At 39.9% G+C, this 19378-nt stretch carries 19 protein-coding genes; 9 read left to right on the top strand and 10 right to left on the bottom strand.

Annotated elements, in window-relative coordinates; all coding sequences use genetic code 11:
* The first annotated feature begins 135 nt into the window (after nucleotides 1–135).
* Nucleotides 136–1032 (top strand): SDR family oxidoreductase, encoded by an 897-nt coding sequence (locus OC25_RS01135; protein WP_280740753.1) that lies wholly within the window; start codon nucleotides 136–138, stop codon nucleotides 1030–1032.
* 24 nt (nucleotides 1033–1056) lie between these two features.
* Entirely contained in the window at nucleotides 1057–1881 is an 825-nt protein-coding gene (locus OC25_RS01140; RefSeq protein ID WP_039470874.1) for an ion transporter, read from the top strand.
* Between the two features lie 49 nt (nucleotides 1882–1930).
* Here the strand turns inward: OC25_RS01140 and OC25_RS01145 are convergent, their stop codons facing one another.
* Nucleotides 1931–2248, bottom strand: coding sequence for a hypothetical protein (locus OC25_RS01145; RefSeq protein ID WP_039470876.1), 318 nt, complete (start codon nucleotides 2246–2248; stop codon nucleotides 1931–1933).
* A gap of 192 nt (nucleotides 2249–2440) precedes the next feature.
* Here OC25_RS01145 and OC25_RS01150 point away from each other — a divergent pair, with 192 nt between their 5' ends.
* The gene (locus tag OC25_RS01150; RefSeq protein WP_039470878.1) at nucleotides 2441–3037 is read left to right on the top strand and encodes an FMN-dependent NADH-azoreductase; all 597 of its coding nucleotides are present in this window, start codon (nucleotides 2441–2443) and stop codon (nucleotides 3035–3037) included.
* Between the two features lie 47 nt (nucleotides 3038–3084).
* On the opposite strand, the gene OC25_RS01155 is transcribed toward OC25_RS01150, so the two are convergent.
* A complete protein-coding gene (locus OC25_RS01155) occupies nucleotides 3085–3447 on the bottom strand; it encodes a response regulator transcription factor (RefSeq protein WP_039470881.1) in 363 nt (120 codons plus the stop codon).
* Between the two features lie 291 nt (nucleotides 3448–3738).
* On the opposite strand from OC25_RS01155, the gene OC25_RS01160 reads away from it, so the two are divergent.
* Nucleotides 3739–4053 carry a hypothetical protein gene (locus OC25_RS01160; RefSeq protein WP_039470883.1) on the top strand — a complete coding sequence of 105 codons (315 nt, stop codon included), beginning with the start codon at nucleotides 3739–3741 and terminating at the stop codon, nucleotides 4051–4053.
* A gap of 239 nt (nucleotides 4054–4292) precedes the next feature.
* A complete protein-coding gene (locus OC25_RS01165) occupies nucleotides 4293–4784 on the top strand; it encodes a DUF6169 family protein (RefSeq protein ID WP_039470884.1) in 492 nt (163 codons plus the stop codon).
* A 101-nt stretch (nucleotides 4785–4885) separates the two neighbouring features.
* Here the strand turns inward: OC25_RS01165 and mnmA are convergent, their stop codons facing one another.
* The gene (mnmA, locus tag OC25_RS01170) at nucleotides 4886–5977 is read right to left on the bottom strand and encodes a tRNA 2-thiouridine(34) synthase MnmA (protein WP_039470885.1); all 1092 of its coding nucleotides are present in this window, start codon (nucleotides 5975–5977) and stop codon (nucleotides 4886–4888) included.
* Between the two features lie 411 nt (nucleotides 5978–6388).
* Between mnmA and OC25_RS01175 the strand changes: the two genes are divergently transcribed.
* Nucleotides 6389–8674: a GH92 family glycosyl hydrolase gene (locus OC25_RS01175; RefSeq protein ID WP_082018469.1), complete on the top strand. Its 2286-nt coding sequence runs from the start codon at nucleotides 6389–6391 to the stop codon at nucleotides 8672–8674.
* A gap of 72 nt (nucleotides 8675–8746) precedes the next feature.
* Here OC25_RS01175 and OC25_RS01180 read toward each other — a convergent pair whose 3' ends face one another.
* The 4 genes from OC25_RS01180 to OC25_RS01195 form a co-directional block, all read right to left on the bottom strand.
* Nucleotides 8747–9160, bottom strand: a complete 414-nt coding sequence (locus tag OC25_RS01180) for an EamA family transporter (RefSeq protein WP_039470888.1) — start codon at nucleotides 9158–9160, stop codon at nucleotides 8747–8749.
* 232 nt (nucleotides 9161–9392) lie between these two features.
* Nucleotides 9393–10247, bottom strand: coding sequence for an SDR family oxidoreductase (locus OC25_RS01185; protein WP_342418089.1), 855 nt, complete (start codon nucleotides 10245–10247; stop codon nucleotides 9393–9395).
* 24 nt (nucleotides 10248–10271) lie between these two features.
* On the bottom strand, nucleotides 10272–11111 hold the full coding sequence (locus tag OC25_RS01190; RefSeq protein WP_039470893.1) for an SDR family NAD(P)-dependent oxidoreductase: 840 nt from the start codon (nucleotides 11109–11111) through the stop codon (nucleotides 10272–10274).
* 83 nt (nucleotides 11112–11194) lie between these two features.
* Nucleotides 11195–12106 carry a helix-turn-helix domain-containing protein gene (locus OC25_RS01195; protein WP_039470894.1) on the bottom strand — a complete coding sequence of 304 codons (912 nt, stop codon included), beginning with the start codon at nucleotides 12104–12106 and terminating at the stop codon, nucleotides 11195–11197.
* 373 nt (nucleotides 12107–12479) lie between these two features.
* Here OC25_RS01195 and OC25_RS01200 point away from each other — a divergent pair, with 373 nt between their 5' ends.
* Nucleotides 12480–13244 carry an SDR family oxidoreductase gene (locus OC25_RS01200; protein ID WP_039470896.1) on the top strand — a complete coding sequence of 255 codons (765 nt, stop codon included), beginning with the start codon at nucleotides 12480–12482 and terminating at the stop codon, nucleotides 13242–13244.
* Nucleotides 13245–13396: 152 nt separating this feature from the next.
* Nucleotides 13397–14647 (top strand): beta-ketoacyl-ACP synthase II, encoded by a 1251-nt coding sequence (fabF, locus tag OC25_RS01205; protein WP_039470898.1) that lies wholly within the window; start codon nucleotides 13397–13399, stop codon nucleotides 14645–14647.
* 359 nt (nucleotides 14648–15006) lie between these two features.
* On the opposite strand, the gene OC25_RS01210 is transcribed toward fabF, so the two are convergent.
* Nucleotides 15007–15657 (bottom strand): YceH family protein, encoded by a 651-nt coding sequence (locus OC25_RS01210; RefSeq protein WP_039470900.1) that lies wholly within the window; start codon nucleotides 15655–15657, stop codon nucleotides 15007–15009.
* 193 nt (nucleotides 15658–15850) lie between these two features.
* Here OC25_RS01210 and OC25_RS01215 point away from each other — a divergent pair, with 193 nt between their 5' ends.
* On the top strand, nucleotides 15851–16900 hold the full coding sequence (locus tag OC25_RS01215; RefSeq protein ID WP_039470902.1) for an NAD(P)-dependent alcohol dehydrogenase: 1050 nt from the start codon (nucleotides 15851–15853) through the stop codon (nucleotides 16898–16900).
* Between the two features lie 111 nt (nucleotides 16901–17011).
* Here the strand turns inward: OC25_RS01215 and OC25_RS01220 are convergent, their stop codons facing one another.
* Nucleotides 17012–18625, bottom strand: a complete 1614-nt coding sequence (locus OC25_RS01220; RefSeq protein WP_039470904.1) for a S8 family peptidase — start codon at nucleotides 18623–18625, stop codon at nucleotides 17012–17014.
* 154 nt (nucleotides 18626–18779) lie between these two features.
* Complete coding sequence (locus tag OC25_RS01225; protein ID WP_039470907.1) at nucleotides 18780–19376, bottom strand: DUF4142 domain-containing protein; 597 nt, start codon at nucleotides 19374–19376, stop codon at nucleotides 18780–18782.
* Between the last annotated feature and the right edge of the window lie 2 nt (nucleotides 19377–19378).

Here is a 19378-nt window from a genome sequence, read left to right on the forward strand (position 1 = left end):
AAACTAATTTAAAGAGGTATAGCTGATCAAAATAATCGGATTTGAGCAAATGATTAAGCTAAATTACCCTACTGCTGACAAATAGGAGACTGGTAGGATTAAATGAAATTTTGATTGTAAAACTTTGGGCTTTGTATGCTTGTTTGTTTTAAAAGATACATTAAAACAGATAATAGGGCTATGAAAACTCAAAAAACACCTGCAAAACAAAATAAGCAACCCGGTATAGAAGCTAAAATGGATCCCCAACCTGAGGTAATTAAAGAAAATTATAAAGCGGCAGGAAAGCTTGAAAATAGAGTGGCTTTAATAACCGGTGGCGATAGCGGTATTGGGCGTGCGGTTGCCGTACATTTTGCCGCAGAGGGTGCAGATATTGCCATTGTATATTTAAATGAAGATGTTGATGCCAAAGCAACCCAAAAAATGGTTGAAACTGCAGGCAAAAGCTGTCTTTTAATAAAAGGGGATGTAAAGAAACCCGCATTTTGTAAAAAGGCAGTTGATGCAGTAATTAAAAAGTTTGGTAAGATAAATATCCTGGTTAATAATGCAGCTATTCAGGTGCCGCAAAAAGATCCCAATAAAATTGATAACAAACAGCTCGATGAAACTTTCCGCACCAATATATATGGCTATTTTTATTTTGCCAACGAAGTTCTGGAACATTTCGGAGCTGGTGATACCATTATTAATACTACTTCGGTTACAGCTTACCGTTCCTCACCAAACCTGATCGATTATTCATCAACCAAAGGCGCTATTACTTCTTTTACCCGTTCGCTGGCTACCAATCTGGCTAAAAGTGGTATCAGGGTTAATGCAGTGGCTCCCGGCCCGGTTTGGACGCCACTCATTGTATCAACATTTGATAAAGAAAAAATTAAATCGTTCGGGATCGAAACTGCAATGGAAAGGGCAGGGCAACCGTCAGAGCTTGGACCGGCTTATGTGTTTCTGGCTTCTGATGATGCTTCTTACATTACCGGGCAGGTAATACATGTAAACGGTGGCGAAGTGGTTAATGGTTAATTCTGTATCTTAGCTAAAAACTACATGGCATCACTTGCTCCTAAAGATTGGCGTTTTAAACTTCATGAGATTATTTACGAATCAAATACTCCGGCAGGCAAAGCTTTTGATGTTGGGCTTTTAATTGCTATTTTCTCCAGTATTATAGTCGTGATGCTCGATAGTGTAGCCAGCATCCATCAGCACTACGGCAAGCTTTTTAATGTGATGGAGTGGATTTTTGCTGCGCTCTTTACTCTCGAATATATTTTGAGGCTTATCAGTATCCGCAAACCGCTCAGGTATGTATTTAGTCCGTTGGGAATTATTGATATGATTGCGTTATTGCCATCTTATCTAAGTATTTTCTTTGCAGGTGCGCAATCTTTGCTCGTGTTTAGGGCGTTACGTTTATTGCGGGTTTTCAGGATTTTTAAACTTGGACATTTTTTAACTGAAATTAATTTTTTAACCCAGGCTTTAAAAAATAGCGTCCGCAAGATCAGCATTTTCCTGCTTACAGTTTTAACCATTACCGTTATCCTTGGTTCGGTAATGTATCTGGTAGAAAAACGCGAAAATGGCTTTTCTAATATTCCTGAAAGCATATACTGGGCCATTGTTACCATTACAACAGTAGGTTATGGCGATATTTCGCCCATTACCCCATTAGGCAAATTTGTGGCTTCTGTTGTGATGTTGATTGGTTATGCCATTATTGCTGTACCTACAGGTATTATAACGCATGATATTGCGATGGCTGCAAAGCATAAAAAAGAATTGCCCGAATCGTGCCCCAGTTGCAGCAGGGAAGGGCATGATAGCGATGCCTTGTTTTGTAAATATTGCGGAGCATCGTTATTCAGATAAAAAAAATGCCAGATTGTTTATGGTCTGGCATTGCTTAACTGGATTTGTTTCATAACAGCTCATCGTCATCTTCATCGTAAGCGTCGGGGTCGTTATTCAGTTCTCCGATGTCCGATTCGTTATAGCCGTAATTGTCTTCCTCCTCTTCTTCATCGTCATCATCCTCTTCATCATCCGGACCTTTAATTTTTTCATTTAATTGCGTGCCTTCGCCGTCGGCAAATTGCACCTCATCCTCAGTATATTCATCATCTTCCGTTTCGGGAGTTAGGTGCCCTTCAGCAGCATTTCCCTGCGACCGGTTGATCTGAAACTGTTCGATATTTTGAATTTCTTCTTTCGGTTGGTTGTTTTCCTGGTTTTTCATGGCAAGTTCTTTTATGTTAAGAACAGATAGACAGGGGATTAAGTTTATAGAAAATAAAAAAATAAACACTCAGAGTTGTTCCGTTTTATCTGGCTTACTATACTAAAGGATAGCGCTATCCTTTGGTATAGTAATAATTTTTTGATAGCTGGTGTATATAATTTTGCCAGTAATAAATAATAAAGACAAAAAATGAAAATATTAAATTTAATATCAAGTCCAAGGGGCGAAGCATCTTCCAGTATTAAATTAGGGAATGCCATTGTAGAAAAACTAACAGCTGCTAATCCTGATAGCATTGTTATTACGCACAACCTCACCAGCAAGCCATTTCCACATCTGGAAGAAGTGCACATCAATTCTTTTTTTACACCGGCAGAAAATCATACTCCTGAATTTGAAGAAGCAATAAAACATTCTAATGAGGCTATTGCCGAACTGAAGGCTGCAGATGTGATTGTAATTGGCGTGCCGTTATATAATTTTGGTATTCCATCTACATTGAAAACCTGGATAGATCATATTGCACGAGCAGGCCAAACTTTCAGTTATTCGGAAAATGGCCCCGAAGGTTTAGTAAAGGGTAAAAAAGTTTACCTGGCGATTTCTTCTGGTGGCGTGTATTCGGAAGGACCGATGAAAGCTTATGATTTCACAGAATCGTACCTGAGATCGGTATTGGGGTTTTTAGGTATGGTAGATATCGTTGCGTATAGGGCAGAAGGATTAAGTGTACCTGACTTGAAAGATGAAGCTTTGAGTAAAGCCATTGAAACTATTGCACTTTAAAAAAAAATATTTCTACAGCGGAAACTCAGCGCTGTAGAAATTATTCCTTAATTAACCAGATGTTTCTCAATCCTGCCAGCAAAATCGTTCAGATCAAAGGGTTTATTGATAAAGTCTTCTGCATCGCATTTGGCCTTAATGGTGTTTAAGTGGTTGTTGGCCGACATCATCATTACCGGGATATTGTGCGTTTTAATATTTCGTTTTAAAGTATTGCAGATATCCAGTCCGTTGCCATCTGGTAACATCACATCTAAAATCACCATATCTGGCAGGTGCTTGTTCATCTGTAGCCAGAAATCGCTGGTGTTGGGGCAGGTTTTTACTTCGTAAAGTTCTTCAATCAGCAGAAACTCAATAATCTCCCTGATATTCGGGTTGTCTTCTACAACATAAATGCACTTTTTCATAATTCCTCCTTTTAAATTAGATAACGAGTCTAATTATCAGATGTTTAAAATAGTTGTGCACATTTGCCAGGTTATCAACGTAGGTAATACACTTGTCATGCCTGTATCTAATTTTTATTTTGACCAGAAAAAATGTGAGAATAAATTTTGATGCTAATTTTTTTAGTATAAATTTGCTTTTGGAGAAACCGAAAATACGTTAAGCGTTATATTTAAACGCAGCGTTGGGTGTGTAATTATTTTAAACAAAAAGCTTATGGCTTCGTTTGTTAGCTGATATATTTATTTTTTATGACCGTTACCGTTTTAGCCATATTTGAAACAGATTTCAAGCCTGATCTTTCTTTAGGGAAAATTATGAATGAAAGATTAAAGATAGCTGCAGCCGATTTACAGGATATTCATTTACAGTCGTTAAATAGTATTGGGCAACGCAGTGATGATGTTGTGGTTTACATGAGTTACAACCCCAAATATAAAATCAGATGGCGTGTGGTAAATGATGTGCCTGAAGATGTTGAGCAATTTGTTGGGCAGGTTTGCGGCGATTTAGGCTATATTCATTGGAAAACCGCTACCATTAATGTTTTTAAGGGAAGTGAGTAATAGGCTAAAATAACTTTATTTTAGTTTTATAACTATTTTTTGTAATCGTCTGTTAAAGAGTGTCTTTTGGTTTTGGGTTTTAATATTTTTATATTTGTACGTTATGTTGAATAAGACAATAGATCAGGAAATGCCAAAGAATACTTTAAACCCTATCATTAAAATGATAGAGGATAAAAAAAGTATCGTAAAAGCCATTAGAGCCGGTAAGGATTTATCTAAGTTAAAAGGCATTAATCTTGTCAGCCCCATATAAACTTACTAATGCAGGTAAAGGAACTTATTTATTTACTTGCGACAATGGAACCGAATACACCTGCTTTTTTATCGCACTTCCTATTACTGATAAGGATGGCAACAATCATTTGATTTATAGTTTTGGATTTGATAGAAGCGGGAAGTTTGTATCAACCAATTTTACTAATCGTTTTGATGTAAGAATAAAATTGACAATAGTTTATATAATCAAAGAGTTCTTTAAGCTAAATGAAGATAATGCTGTTCTTTATTTTTGTTACCCTGATGATCAGTTGGCCAGGCATAGAAGTATAGCTTTTAGTAAGTGGTACAATGAAGAATTGTCCGGCGAAATTGTTCATTTGAAAAAGGATACAGTATATAACAATGAAATCCTTTACGGTGCTATGCTGATTCTTAAAGTAAATCCATTTTATGAGCTGCTTGTTAATGCAGTAGATAAGTATATAGCTGAGATAAATGATCAGAAATAATCCCAATAACTTCGATTATTTTTTTGATGAACAGTCTACAATAAAAAAAAACGAGTTGCCATTATGGTAACTCGTTTTTTTTATAATTAATGAAGCCGAATTTAAACTAAAAATCCGCCACCCAATAAGTCATTTCCTTCGTAGAACACTGCCGATTGGCCTGGTGCAATGGCTGATACATTGTGGTCGAACACTACACGCATTTTATCTTTCTCCTGTACAATTGTACTTAGCATACCTGCATCTTTATAGCGTATTTTGGTAATGATATCGCTCATCGGCTCTTCAATACTCGCATATTTAATCAGGTTAATATTTCGAACCATCGCTTCGCGACGCTCCAGTTCTTCCGCTTTGCCCAAAACTACCGTATTGCTTTCGGGCAGGATTTGGGTAACAAACATGGGTTCGCCAAAAGCAACGCCAAGACCTTTACGTTGGCCAATGGTATAAAAAGGATAGCCTTTGTGTTGGCCTACCACCATGCCATTGCTCAGAATGAAATTACCACCCGCTACGCGATCTTCTAAATCTTCTACTTTATGTTTTAAGAAAGCCCTGTAATCGTTATCCGGAACGAAACAAATTTCGTAGCTCTCCGATTTTTTAGCCAGTTCTTCCTGCCCCATATCTAAAGCCATTTGTCTGATTTCAGCCTTTGCGAAGCTGCCCAAAGGGAATTTAGTACGCGATAGGTTTTCTTGCGAAACACCCCATAGCACGTATGATTGGTCTTTATTTTCGTCTTTTCCTTTCGAAATTACATAACGGCCGCTATCTTGCTGGCGGATATTGGCATAATGCCCGGTTGCAATAAATTCGCAGTCGAGTTTATTGGCCCGCTTTAATAATGCTTCCCATTTAATGTGGGTGTTGCACAGTACGCAAGGGTTAGGGGTTCTTCCGGCCAGGTATTCATCTACAAAATTATCGATTACATAATCGCCAAATTCATCTCTGATATCCAGTATATAATGCGGAAAACCATAATTTACAGCAAGCGTACGGGCATCATTAATGCTATCTAAAGAGCAACAGCCGGTTTCTTTGCTGCTACCGCCGGAGCTGGCATAGTCCCAGGTCTTCATGGTTAATCCAATCACCTCGTAACCTTGCTCATGCAACATTACAGCCGCTACCGAACTATCAACCCCGCCACTCATGGCTACCAGAATTCTACCGTGTTTACTCATTTCAAAAATATAGGATGCAAAAATAAGGTTTATTTAGCTGAAATTGATTAAAGGAAGTCAGTTACTTGTAAAAAGCGACAAACCTGTAAGGTTTGCATTGTTCTATTGCTTAATTGTTAGGATCACCCCAGTTAACCAATTTAAACAATTAACCGGTTAACCAATAATTAGTGAATGTTAAATTGCTTGATTGTTGGGATCACACCAGTTAACCGATTTAAACAATTAACCAGTTAACCAAAAAGCCGGAAATGTTCAATTGCTAAATTCTTTGATTGTTAGGATGACGCCAGTAAACAAAAAATGTATTTTTTGCTTTACTTAAACGTTTTAGTTATGTTATTTGTCGATATTTGCAGATAAATTTCTACCTTAGAATTTTAAAGAAAACAAGCTAATCTCAAAAAAGATATGATTAAAAAAATTATGCTGCCCTGTCTTTTGTTGTCGGGCATGGTTGCCTCGGCACAGCAGAACCTGGTGCAGTATGTTAAGCCCATTATTGGCACTTCAAAAATGGGGCATACCTATCCGGGTGCAACGGTTCCTTTTGGTGCGGTGCAATTAAGTCCTGAAACCGATACCTTATCGTATGAAGTAAATGGTAAGTATAATGGCGATGTGTACAAATACTGCGCAGGTTATAAATATGAAGACAAAACCATTACAGGTTTTAGTCATACGCATTTTAGCGGTACTGGACACTCTGACTTGGGCGATTTTTTAATCATGCCGACACAAGGCAAGCTGCAATTGAATCCAGGTACAGCCTCAAATCCGAAAAGCGGCTACCGCTCGGCTTTCTCACACGCAAATGAAGTGGCCGAAGCAGGTTATTATAAGGTTAAACTCGATGATGATAATATCCTGGCCGAATTGACTTCTACCACGCGCGTAGGGATGCATCAGTACACTTTCCCTAAATCAGATCAATCGCACATTATATTAGATTTGATGGCCGGAATTTATAATTATGAAGAAAAAACCGTTTGGACTTACGTTCGTGTGGTAAACGATACGTTGATTACCGGTTACCGCCAGACCAACGGCTGGGCCAGAACCAGAACGGTTTATTTTGCCATGAGTTTTTCTAAGCCGTTTAAAAGCTACGGACGCAAAAGTTACGATGCCAAACAAGCTTACCGCGGATTTTGGGGTAAATTTAACCAGGAGCAAAACTTCCCTGAAATTGCCGGTAAGAAGTTAAAAATGTTCTTCGATTTCGATACCCAGGAAGGAGAAAAGGTTAAAATTAAATTTGCGCTATCGCCCGTTAGTCAGGAAAATGCTTTGCAAAACATGCGTGCTGAGATTTCGGGCTGGGATTTCGAAAAAGTAAAAGCACAAGCCCAGGCCAGCTGGAATAAGGAGTTGAACAAAGTGCAGGTAACGACTTCGAATGATAATAAATTCAATTTCTACACTGCTTTATACCATGCTTATATCAATCCAACTACTTATACTGATGTTAACGGCGAATATAAAGGTTTAGATCAGGGCGTACACAAAGCTGATGGTTTTACCAATTACACGACTTTCTCACTTTGGGATACCTACCGCGCTTTGCATCCGTTTTTTAACATTACCCAGCCTGGCCGTAGTAACGATATGGTAAAATCGATGCTGGCACATTATGATCAGAGCAGTTTGCACATGTTACCAATCTGGTCGCACTATGCCAACGATAACTGGTGTATGAGCGGTTACCATAGCGTTTCGGTTATTTCTGATGCCATTATTAAAGGTACTTATACCGGCGATGCCAATAAAGCACTGGATGCTTGCGTAGCTACAGCTAAACACCGCGATTACGAAGGCATCGGTTATTATATGGATAAAGGCTATATTCCTGCCGAAAAATCGGGTATTTCTGTTTCCAACAACCTGGAGTATTCTTACGATGACTGGTCTATAGCTCAATTAGCTAAAAAGTTAAACCGGATGGATGTTTATGATGAATTTATCAAGCGTTCTAACAACTGGAAAAACAATTACGACAGTGCAACAGGTTTTATGCGCCCTAAACTGGCCGATGGTACCTTTAAAAAACAATTCGATCCGAAAGATACCGAAGGACAGGGCTTCATTGAAGGAAACAGCTGGAACTACAGTTTCTTCGTGCCGCAAGATCCGGCTACACTGATTGAAATGATGGGCGGTAAAAAGAAATTTGCAACACGTTTGGATACCTTATTTACCATGCACTTGCCAGATGAGTTTTTTGCGCATACCGAAGATATTACCCGCGAAGGTATTATTGGTGGTTATGTGCATGGGAATGAACCTGCTCACCACATTGTTTATTTGTACAACTGGGCCGATCAGCCCTGGAAAACACAAGCACAAGTTCGCCACATTTTAAACATGCAATACAAACCAACTGCCGATGGCCTTGGTGGAAATGACGATTGCGGACAAATGAGCGCCTGGTATATGTTCTCTTCACTAGGGTTTTATCCGGTAGCACCAGGTTCTGATGTTTATTCGTTAGGTAGTCCGTTGGTTAACCACGCGGTTATCAATTTAGAAAATGGCAAGACCTTCACCGTTGAAGCGATTAAACAAAGTGATAAAAATGTTTATGTAGAAAAGGTTTTATTGAATGGTAAAGAAATTACCGACCATAAAATTAAGCACGCAGATATTACCAATGGCGGAAAGCTTACTTTCTACATGAGCGCAAAACCGAAAAAGTAATTACTCATCCCTATATAAATGTTGAACCGTTGGCTATGTATTTAGCCAGCGGTTTTTTTGTAGACATTACATCTAAAGCAAAATCACAATGCTTCCTGCAACGATAAGTCCGCCGCCAATAAGTGTTTTAGCATCAATGGGTTCTTTTAATATCAAAAATGCAAGCCCCATGGCAATAGCTACGCTAAGTTTGTCAATGGGCGCTACTTTAGAAACATCTCCGGTTTCGAGTGCTTTGAAATAGAAAATCCACGATAGACCGGTGGCCAGTCCGGATAATCCTAAGAATATAAGGTTGTTTTTGCTCAGGGTTTTGAGTTGGGTAATTTCGCCGGTAGCCAGAACAATTCCCCAGGCAATGAATAGAATTACGATTGTTCTGATTGCCGTTGCAACATTTCCATTTACTCCTTTAAGACCAATTTTGGCCAGTATAGCTGTTGCTGCCGCGAATAGGGCTGATAGTATGGCGTAAAATTTCCACATAATTTACGGGTGTTTAATTGCAAATATGCTTAGCATACATCAATTATCCAATGCTATATCAACCCGGTAGCTGGAAATTTGTTTGATAACTATATGATTGGAATAGTTTTGTTAGCCTGTGCAAAGCGCTGATTAAAAAAGATAGGTGAGCGGGGCAAATGAAACAGTTATTAAAAAAATCGTCATTGCGTCGGCTGTAAAAGCCTTTCCGCAATAACGACACTTGTAAATATTAAGCATTCACCTCTTCAAAATTCGTAGCTGTAGCTAGAAATTTCCAGTTGGCCATGTCTCGTTGTACATCAGCTATTTTAGCTTCTGCAACCTGATAGGCATCCGGTCCGAGGAATAAATGTAATGGCGGGGTTTCGCTTTTTGAAGCTTCAATCATCACTTCAGCAGCTTTAGCCGGGTCGCCGGGCTGTTGGTTGTTGATGTCGTTCTGGTGCATAGCCTGCGAATCACGTACTTCTTTATAAGCATCAATCGGCGAGGCTGGTACAGCAAGTGAGCCTGCATTTAGGAATGCTGTCCTGAAATAACCCGGCTCTACTACTGTTGCTTTAATGCCATGCGATTTTACTTCAGCAGCAAGCGATTCGGTAAAACCGGCTACTGCAAACTTCGTAGCGCAATAAATTCCAAAGCCTGGGAAGTTTCCGGAGAAACCACCAATCGATGAAATATTAAAGATATGTCCTGATTGTTGTTTACGCATTTGTGGCAATACTTTTCTAATCACATTCAGCGAACCGAAAACGTTGATGTCAAAATTTTCGCGCGATTCTTTATCGCTTAACTCTTCCAGTGCGCCCAGCATCCCGTAGCCTGCATTGTTAACCACCACATCTACACGGCCAAATTTGGTAATGGTTTGGCTAATGGCCGCTTCTACACTGCTTTCGTTTATTAAATCTACGGCTAAGGGTAAAAAGTTTTCGTGTTCACCTACGGCATTGGCTAAATCGCCTAAATTGCGGGAGGTTGCTGCAACCTGGTATCCGCTGCCTAATAATTTTTTTGCTAAGGTTAGTCCCAGACCTTTTGATGCGCCTGTTACAAACCATACTTTTTGGTTGTTCATCATCTTTTTCTAAAATTTAAATGTGGTTTACTGGTCGAAATCGGTTGAGATCGAAATTGGTTTCCAGTCATTAATTTCTTTGCTTAGTGCTTCAAGTTTGGTCGTAGCACGGTCAAATGCATCTTTGCCCAATAGTAAATGTAATGGTGGGTTAGGCATACTGGCCAGCGAAATCATGGCTGCAGCTGCTTTTTCGGGGTCGCCAATTTGCTGGCCATCCATTTTTAAATAACGGGCATGAATTTCCCTTACCCCTTCATAATCGGCAATAGGGTTAGCTGCCAGGTTAAGCGAATCGGCGGTTAAGAAACTTGTTCTAAATGCTCCCGGAGCAACTACAGTAACTTTTATGCCAAAATCTTTCAGGTCTTCAGCTAATATTTCTGAGAGAGAAATTACTGCAGCTTTCGCAGCAGCATAAATCGCCCAGCCCGATGCACCGGTAATGCCGGCAATTGAAGAAATATTGATGATATGTCCGGAGCGTTGTGCCCTTAAATAAGGCGAAACTTTCCTGATTACATTTAAGGTGCCGAAAACATTTACATCAAAACTGTTGCGTGTTTCTGCATCGCTGAGTTCTTCTATACTGCCACCAATACCATAACCTGCATTGTTGATAATCACATCAATGCGTTCGAATTGGGTGATGGTTTCTTTGATCGCTTTTTCTACGCTTTGTTCGTCTGAGAGATTAACCGCAAGAGGAAGAAATTTTTTCGAATCGGTAGCTACTGCCCGCTTAAGTTCGTCAATATTTCTCGAGGTGGCGGCAACATACTGGCCAGCTTTTAACAATTGATGAACCAAACTTAATCCTAAGCCTTTAGAAGCTCCGGTAATAAACCAAACTTTTTTCTTGTCCATAATTTTATCTTTTTTTGTTTAGACAAAGTTACAGACAAGAGGTGCTCTACTTATTACATGATTCAAACCGATGATTACGAAATTCAAACAATTCGGTAAGAAGTAGGGGTGTGGTTGGTTAATTTTTTGAAAAAGTTATTGAAATGGGTAGGTTCTTCAAAGCCCAGGCAGTAGCCAATCTCAGAAATGTTCCAGTCAGTATGCTTTAATAAAGCTTTGGCCTCGCTCAGTAAGCGTTCGGTAATGTAATGGGTAGTGGTTTTGCCGGTAGTTTCTTTAATGGCACGGTTCAGATGATTAACATGTACCGAAAGTTGCGAAGCATAATCTTTTGCTGAACGCATGGTGAACCTTTGCGTCGTATTTTCGATTGGGAACTGGCGTTCGAGCAACTCCGTAAATACTGAGGTAATCCGGCTGTTCGCGTCTACATGCCTGAACAAAGCTTCGGAAGGCTGTGTTTTTAAAGCAAAATGCGTGATCTCGGTAATATAGTTCCTCAACAGATCGTATTTATACACATAATCCGTATTGATCTCTTCAAGCATTTTTGCAAAAATACCTTCTACATGCGCTTCCTGTGCTTCGTTTAAAATGTAAGCGGGTTTGCCTCCGGGGATAAACATAGGTAAATCGCCAATGTTCCCGCGGATTTTTTCCTTAAAAAAAGATTCAGTAAAAATGCAGAAGAAGCCTGTAACATCACTTTTCTGGCCGCTGGCCAGCTCCCAGGTATAGGGAACAAGCGGATTGAAAAATATCAGGGCCGTGCCGTTTATCTCTACACTTTTATCGGCGTAGTGATATACGTTGTGACCGCGGATGAGTGAGACTTTGTAATAATCGCGGCGGTTATAGCTCATCGGCCTGGCGTCTTCTTTCAGGCAGTCTTCCAGCTTAAAAACATTAAAATGCCCTACGCCGTTCTGCAAGTTTTCGGGTAGGAAACTAAATTTATTTTTATAAAAATCTTCAATACTTTCTGGTTTGCTCATGAAATCAAAGTTACAAAATTCAAACGTTAAAATGGAAATCTGGTTTTAAGCTTATTATGCATTTCTGATTTATAGATGTAACCTTCTGCAAAAAAGATTTTTCGCTGACAAATAAATATACCAATCGGTATATATTTGTCGTGTCAATTGAAAGGGATTGATAATAGTTTTTGCAAATGAGAGGGAACTGACTCGTTTAATGCAATTATTAAATCTTAGTGAGTCATTTTTTTTGATCAGAAATATACCGATTGGTATATTAATAGGAAAATGGAAGACTAATTTGATTGAAGCCAGTTAATTGATAAAATAATAGCGTTACGCTCATGTGATGAGCATTGGTTTAATCTTAAAATCTTAAAAAAAATATAAAATGAAAACTTCACAAAATACTGTTTTATTAATCGGCGGTACTGCCGGAATCGGTTTAGAAATTGCAAAACAATTAACCGCCTTAAATAACCATGTAATTGTTACCGGAAGAAACCCCGAGCGTTTAGATGCAGTTGCTGCATCGTTAAACAATGTTACCACCATATTATCGGATGTAAGCAAGGCTGAAGATGTAGATGCTTTGGTTGCACGTATTAAAGCCGATTTTCCGCAGTTAAACATCGTAATTAATAATGCTGGCAGGGCCATTCTATACAATCTGGCCGATGATAATGAAGATGCTTATGCCAATGCAGCCGATGAAATGCTGACCAATTATTTATCGATCATCAGGGTTAACCAGAAATTATTGCCTGTACTTACCAAACAAGAATCGGCAGCTATTGTAAATGTTTCTTCTATTGTAGCTTATGTGCCAGGCGTTACTTTGCCAACTTATGCGGCCAGTAAAGCAGCCCTGCATTCGTACTCTACTTCGTTAAGATTAAGTTTGGAAGGATCGCCGGTTAAGGTGTTTGAATTGATGCCACCACTGGTTGATACCGAATTTTCAAAAGAAATTGGTGGCCATAACGGTATAAAACCAGGTGTTGTAGCCGACGAACTGTTAGCTGCTTTGGCCAATGATGAATATGAGATCAGGGTAGGCGATACCGCGAAAATATATGAATTGTTTAGACAATCGCCGGCCGATGCCTTAAATGTGATGAATGCCAATAGAAAAGCCTGGATTGAGTCTGTTTAATGGATAACTAAAAGAATTAGGGCTTTACATTTATCATATCAATTTTAGCTGCAGGAATAGTACTTTTGCCGCTATAAGTGTAAATCACAGATTTGCGCTTGCCCTTAATGGTGCATAAGCCGATTTAAAGGCATTGACTAAAAATAATTAACATGAAAAGAGTAGTAGTAACAGGTTTGGGTGCAATAACCCCGCTTGGAAATACGGTAGAAAGCTTTTGGCAAGAGATTTTAGCTGGAAAAAGTGGTGTTGGTCCGATTACAAAATTCGATGCTTCGAAGTTTAAAACGCAGTTTGCCAGCGAAGTAAAAGACTTTAATGCAGAAACCTTTCTGGATAAAAAGGAAATTAAAAAATACGACGTTTTTACGCAGTATGCCATTGCATCAAGCGATCAAGCCATAACCGATTCGGGATTGGATTTTAGCACCATGACCGATGACCAGCTGGCTGAAGTTGGGGTAATCTGGGCAACAGGAAATGGTGGTATCGGTACTTTTGAAGCGCAACTGGAAGAATTTCACGCCGGCGATGGTACACCAAGGTTTAGCCCGTTTTTTATTCCTAAAATGATTGTTGATATTGCCGCAGGGGTAATTTCGATCAGGCATCGTTTACGCGGTCCGAATTATTGTACCGTTTCGGCTTGTGCGTCTTCTAATACGGCTATTATTAATGCTTTTGATACCATTCGTTTGGGTAAGGCAGCTATTATGATCGCCGGTGGTTCCGAAGCAGCCATTACCAAATCATCGGTTGGTGGATTTAATGCTGCCCAGGCCTTATCAAAAAATAATGATGATCCGCAAGGTGCTTCACGACCTTTCGATGTAGATCGTGATGGATTTGTGATGGGAGAAGGTGCCGGAGCACTGATTTTAGAAGAATTGGAGCATGCCGTTAGTCGCGGTGCACATATTTATGCTGAAATTGTAGGTGGTGGTATGGCCGGAGATGCTTACCATTTAACAGGAACGCCTCCTGATGGGGTTGGTGCCGGCCTGGGTATGACCAGCGCTTTAAAAGATGCTGGTATTACTCCTGATCAGATTGATTACATTAACGCGCATGCTACTTCAACCGGTTTGGGCGATTTGAGTGAATTACAGGCGATAAACCGTGTTTTTAAGGATTTACCTGTAGTTATTGGTGCAACTAAATCGATGACTGGTCACTTATTGGGTGCTGCTGGTGCGATTGAGAGTGTAATTAGTATTCTGGCCATTAGAGATGGCATTATTCCGCCAACCATCAATACGAAAAACCTGGATGAAAACATTCCTAAAGGCTTAAATATTGTATTGGGCGAGCCAATTAAAAAGGAAATCAATTATGTGTTAAATAACACATTTGGTTTCGGAGGCCATACCGCCAGTACCATATTTAAAAAGTACAAAGCTTAATGGCTTTTCGATTATAAAGTAAAATGCCTGGTTAATCGCCGGGCATTTTTGTTACTAGTATTCTGCCACGGAGCCATGGAAAAACACGGAGGATTTTATGATATTCCAGGTAGATTTAGCTGCGCTGAACCTTCGGGTTCTTGGCTTTGCTTCGCTATCAACGACAGCTCAAATATAGGATCGTCATTTCGACTGGAGCCAGCCGGGTTTTCACGGTGGCGAAACGGAGAAATCTCTTCAAGTTAGATTTAGCTTCGCTGAGCCTTCGGGTTCTCGACTACGTTGCCCCCGATAGCTATCGGGGCCGCTCGAGATGACGGGAACTAATGAACCATTGACCAATAAACCAATGAACCTCTCTATTTATCCATCAACAAATTAACCAGTTCTTTCAGTTCTTCAACTTCTTTTTCCAGTTTCTCAATGCGGTTTTCCAACTTAGTCGAATCAAATTGCGCCACAGCTGTTGTTTCGGTTTCCGGTTCTGTGGCAATTTCTGCCTGTTCTCCAAGCAGATGAACAAAACGGGCTTCTTTTTGTCCTGTTCTTTTGGGCAGTTGTTTCACAAAAGCCGGTTCTTCTTCAGATAGTTTTTGCAGCTGTGTTAAAACTTCTTCTATGCTCTCAAATTCATACAACCTGCCCGAATTACTGTTTATTTCACCCGGTGTTAAAGGGCCACGTAACAACAAAAGGCAAATAATGGCCAGTTCGGAAGGTACCAATGGGTAAACGATGGCCAGGTTGTGTTTATATTTAGTTGCACGACTGGAGCCACCTGTTGCTGTCGAAATTAAACCCTTAATTTTAAGCTGGTTCAGGGTTAAGGTAACTGTTTCTTCATCGTAATTAACTACCGGATTTCTGGAGCTTTTTTGATTACAGGCCGCTGTTAAACTGTTCAGCGTCATAGGATAATAATCGGGGGTAGTCCGGCTTTTTTCAATTAATGCGCCTAAAACACGTTGTTCTTCTGCAGATAAATCGGGTAGTGGTTTTACGTTGTCCATGTTATAAAAATATAAATTGAATGAATATTTTGAAAATTATTTTGCTATAGCTTAATTTATAGGTGATTAGGGGATGGAAAGCTGTTTTTGGGCATTGCTGAAATAGAAATGCAACATTATGGCATATCCTGAAATGAAGCCGGCATGACGAATGCTAAAGCTTAATCATCTAGCTTTGAAAAAAATAAAACATATGATAGCTGCAAAAGGATACGCTGTTCACAGCCAAACTGATAAACTGGCTCCATGGAATTTCGAAAGAAGAAACGTTGGACCAAAGGATGTATTAATCGAAATTTTATTCAGCGGAATTTGCCATTCCGATATTCACCAGGTGCGGAGCGAGTGGGGGCCTGCACGTTACCCAATGGTTCCGGGGCACGAAATTGTTGGCCGCATAACCGAAGTAGGTGCAGAGGTTTCTAAATTTAAAGTAGGCGATTTGGCTGGTATTGGCTGTATGGTTGATAGCTGTAAAGAATGTCCTACCTGCAAGGGTGGTCAGCAGCAGTTTTGCGAAAAAGGCGAAACCGTATGGACTTACAACAGTGTAGAACGCGATAAAACCACACCAACTTATGGAGGCTACTCAAACAAAATTGTTTGTACCGAAGAATTTGTGGTGCATGTATCAGATAAACTTCCACTGGCGGGGGTAGCACCTTTACTTTGTGCCGGAATTACAACTTATTCGCCAATTAAAAGATGGGGCATTACCAAAGGGCATAAAGTAGCTATTTTAGGGCTGGGTGGTTTAGGGCACATGGCGGTTAAATTTGCCGTTGCTTTTGGTGCCGAAGTTACGGTTTTAAGTACTTCGCCTTCAAAAGAAGCTGATGCAAGGAAACTAGGCGCCCATAATTTCGTGGTAACCAAAGATGCTGAGCAATTGGCTCAATACACCAAACATTTCGATTTTATCATTGATTCGGTTTCGGCACCACACAATTACGAGATGTACTTTAAACTGCTAAAGGTTAATGGCGTGCACATTTGCGTTGGTTTACCAGCTGAGCCAATTAAATTTCCGGGTTCGGCCTTAATGCATGGCAACAGGGCTTTAACGGCTTCGAGCATTGGTGGCATTGAAGAAACACAGGAAATGCTCGATTTCTGTGCTGCGCATGATATCGTTTCAGAGGTAGAGGTAATTAACATTAACTACGTAAACGAAGCTTACGAACGGGTATTGAACAGTGATGTGAAGTACAGGTTTGTAATTGATATGGATACATTAAAATAGTTCAAACAAAAAAAGCGGATCAAACGATCCGCTTTTTTTGTTTAAAATGAGTTGTCGTCATCTAAGGTTTTGGAAGGTCCTTCGACAGGCTCAGGATGACAAACGCTAATATTATTTCGCATTAGCTTTACCTGAATAAGTAGCCGCTAATTTTAATGCATTATATGCGTTAACAATACCACCGCTGATGCAAAGATCAGAGAATGGAACTGAAACCTTCTCGGCACCAGGCTCTTCGCCTTTAGCATAAGTTACATTGTGGTTTACTTTGGTAACCGATTTAACAATGATTTCTTTTACCTGCGCAGCAGTTAGCTTTGGATAGTAAGAACGGATCAAACCTGCTAAACCTGCAACCACAGGCGAAGCCATACTGGTACCATCTAAGTTTTTGTATTTAGATCCCGGTACAGTAGAGTAGATGTGCACACCTGGTGCAAATACATCAACCTGGGTTTTACCAAAGTTAGAGAAACTTGCTTTTAACGTCTCGTCATCAGTTGGGCCTGAAGCACCTACTGTAATCCACGATGCGATGGTTTTTTCATCCAGATCTTTGTGGTTAGGGTAGTTGTTTTCTACATCGATATCCTTGTTTTCGTTACCAGCAGCCTGTACAATTAATACATCTTTTGAAGCTGCATATTTCATGGCTTCGTTAACAATGGCCTTATTCCAGCTGTAGGCTTTACCAAAGCTCATGTTAATTACCTTGGCACCATTATCAACCGCATAACGGATGCCGTTTGCCACGTCTTTATCGCGCTCATCGCCATTTGGTGTACAACGCACGCCCATAATGGCAACATTATCTGCAACGCCCCAAATACCAATTTTATTGGTTCTGTCGGCAGCAATAATACCTGCAACGTGCGATCCGTGCATGGCATCCGGACCAGCTACATCATTATTGCCGTAAAATTTCTCGTTTACATCATCCGGATTATCGCCAACAATATCTCGTGGGTTATAATCAAGGTTCAGGTTATATTCTGCCTGACGGGTGTAATAATCAAAACCTTCTTTAATCTGATCTTCGTAAAAATCTTTAAAGCTGCCTTCTTCCAGTTGTTTAACCAATACACTCTGTATACGGCCTTCAATTGGCGTACTTGGTTTAAAGTTTTTAAAGTCTTCTGCTGTTGGATTTTCTTTACCGATTTTTTTAACCACAGCATCAAGTGCGTTTTTAAATCCGCTTATTCCTGCCAGGTTAGCTTTGGCTTCTCCCAGTTGTTTTTCGAGGTCTGCTCTTTCTGCTTTAAACGTTTCCCAGTCTTTTTTATCTTTTTCTGCAACGTTGGCATCAGTTGTATTGGCAAAACGGGCCATATCACGACGCACCAAACGGGTTAACTCTAAAGTTTCAAAGTTTACTGATCCTTTAGGGCCACCAATAAAGTTCCAGCCGTTAATATCGTCGGCATAACCGTTTTTATCGTCGTCTTTGCCATTGCCTGCAATTTCCTTTTTGTTTACCCACATGATACGTTTTAAGTCTTCATGTGTAGCCTCAACTCCGCCATCGTTAACGGCAACAATTACCTTAACCGATTTTTTGCCTTTTAAAAGTTCTTTATATGCTTTTTCGGTACTGATACCGAATGTACTGTCACTTTTAAGATCAAGATTTTGCCAGTTTGCCTTTTGTGCATGTACCAGAGTCGGTACGGCACTTACGAGCGCAGCACCTAATAGCGCGCTGAAAATTCTACTTTTATTCATTCTATATTTTTGAATTAAACGCCGAAAGTTAATTTTAATTTTTCTATTAGAGAAAATCTACTAAAAAATAATGTTTTCAGCACATTCTTAATTAAAAAAATCCTGAAGAATTTCTTCAGGATTTATATTTTGAAAGGAAGTTTAAGACAATAGATTACTTCATATTTGAAACAATTTTTTTCGCCATTGCTGTGTGCGATTCGATAATCGCCAGATTCTCCGTTGCCCAGGTTTTTAAAGCTGCATCGGTACTTTCCATTCCCTGCTTAAACAGGGCAACCGTTTTATCATGGTCTGTCACCATCATATTCATATAGTGTTTATCAAATGCATCACCGGTCATTTTTTTCATCTCGGCCAAATGCATCTCATCTTCAGCGGGTAAGCCATCAGGAGTAATTACTTTTTTATCTATTGCCAAAGCTTTTAACGAAGCATTAGCTTTGGTGTGGTCGGTTAGCATTTTTGCTGCAAAATCTTTTACCTGCTGACTTTTCGCATTGGTTTCGGCAATTTTAGCTGCTTCAACTTCCATAATGCCGCCTACAGCTGCCTTTCTTAGAAAAGTTGCGCCAGCTTCGTCTACACCAGATTCCGTACTTTCAGAGCCGGTTACGTGCGTTCCGTTAACCATGCTGGTATCGCCAGTAACACTGTCCTTGGTGGTTGACGATTTTTTATCGGCCGTTTGGCAAGCCTGGAAACTGAGCGCTACAGCAAAAATGGCGGGTACTAGAAAGATCTTTTTCATTG

This window comes from Pedobacter kyungheensis (assembly GCF_000812965.1).
GTDB classification, from domain to species: Bacteria; Bacteroidota; Bacteroidia; order Sphingobacteriales; family Sphingobacteriaceae; genus Pedobacter; species Pedobacter kyungheensis.

What these genes read in the sequence shown, in the direction of transcription:
- OC25_RS01135 (WP_280740753.1), top strand. Translation starts at nt 136, where the DNA reads ATGCTTGTTTGTTTTAAAAGATACATTAAAACAGATAATAGGGCTATG.
- OC25_RS01140 (WP_039470874.1), top strand. Translation starts at nt 1,057, where the DNA reads ATGGCATCACTTGCTCCTAAAGATTGGCGTTTTAAACTTCATGAGATT.
- OC25_RS01145 (WP_039470876.1), bottom strand. Translation starts at nt 2,248, where the DNA reads ATGAAAAACCAGGAAAACAACCAACCGAAAGAAGAAATTCAAAATATC.
- OC25_RS01150 (WP_039470878.1), top strand. Translation starts at nt 2,441, where the DNA reads ATGAAAATATTAAATTTAATATCAAGTCCAAGGGGCGAAGCATCTTCC.
- OC25_RS01155 (WP_039470881.1), bottom strand. Translation starts at nt 3,447, where the DNA reads ATGAAAAAGTGCATTTATGTTGTAGAAGACAACCCGAATATCAGGGAG.
- OC25_RS01160 (WP_039470883.1), top strand. Translation starts at nt 3,739, where the DNA reads ATGACCGTTACCGTTTTAGCCATATTTGAAACAGATTTCAAGCCTGAT.
- mnmA (WP_039470885.1), bottom strand. Translation starts at nt 5,977, where the DNA reads ATGAGTAAACACGGTAGAATTCTGGTAGCCATGAGTGGCGGGGTTGAT.
- OC25_RS01175 (WP_082018469.1), top strand. Translation starts at nt 6,389, where the DNA reads ATGATTAAAAAAATTATGCTGCCCTGTCTTTTGTTGTCGGGCATGGTT.
- OC25_RS01180 (WP_039470888.1), bottom strand. Translation starts at nt 9,160, where the DNA reads ATGTGGAAATTTTACGCCATACTATCAGCCCTATTCGCGGCAGCAACA.
- OC25_RS01185 (WP_342418089.1), bottom strand. Translation starts at nt 10,247, where the DNA reads ATGATGAACAACCAAAAAGTATGGTTTGTAACAGGCGCATCAAAAGGT.
- OC25_RS01190 (WP_039470893.1), bottom strand. Translation starts at nt 11,111, where the DNA reads ATGGACAAGAAAAAAGTTTGGTTTATTACCGGAGCTTCTAAAGGCTTA.
- OC25_RS01195 (WP_039470894.1), bottom strand. Translation starts at nt 12,106, where the DNA reads ATGAGCAAACCAGAAAGTATTGAAGATTTTTATAAAAATAAATTTAGT.
- OC25_RS01200 (WP_039470896.1), top strand. Translation starts at nt 12,480, where the DNA reads ATGAAAACTTCACAAAATACTGTTTTATTAATCGGCGGTACTGCCGGA.
- fabF (WP_039470898.1), top strand. Translation starts at nt 13,397, where the DNA reads ATGAAAAGAGTAGTAGTAACAGGTTTGGGTGCAATAACCCCGCTTGGA.
- OC25_RS01210 (WP_039470900.1), bottom strand. Translation starts at nt 15,657, where the DNA reads ATGGACAACGTAAAACCACTACCCGATTTATCTGCAGAAGAACAACGT.
- OC25_RS01215 (WP_039470902.1), top strand. Translation starts at nt 15,851, where the DNA reads ATGATAGCTGCAAAAGGATACGCTGTTCACAGCCAAACTGATAAACTG.
- OC25_RS01220 (WP_039470904.1), bottom strand. Translation starts at nt 18,625, where the DNA reads ATGAATAAAAGTAGAATTTTCAGCGCGCTATTAGGTGCTGCGCTCGTA.
- OC25_RS01225 (WP_039470907.1), bottom strand. Translation starts at nt 19,376, where the DNA reads ATGAAAAAGATCTTTCTAGTACCCGCCATTTTTGCTGTAGCGCTCAGT.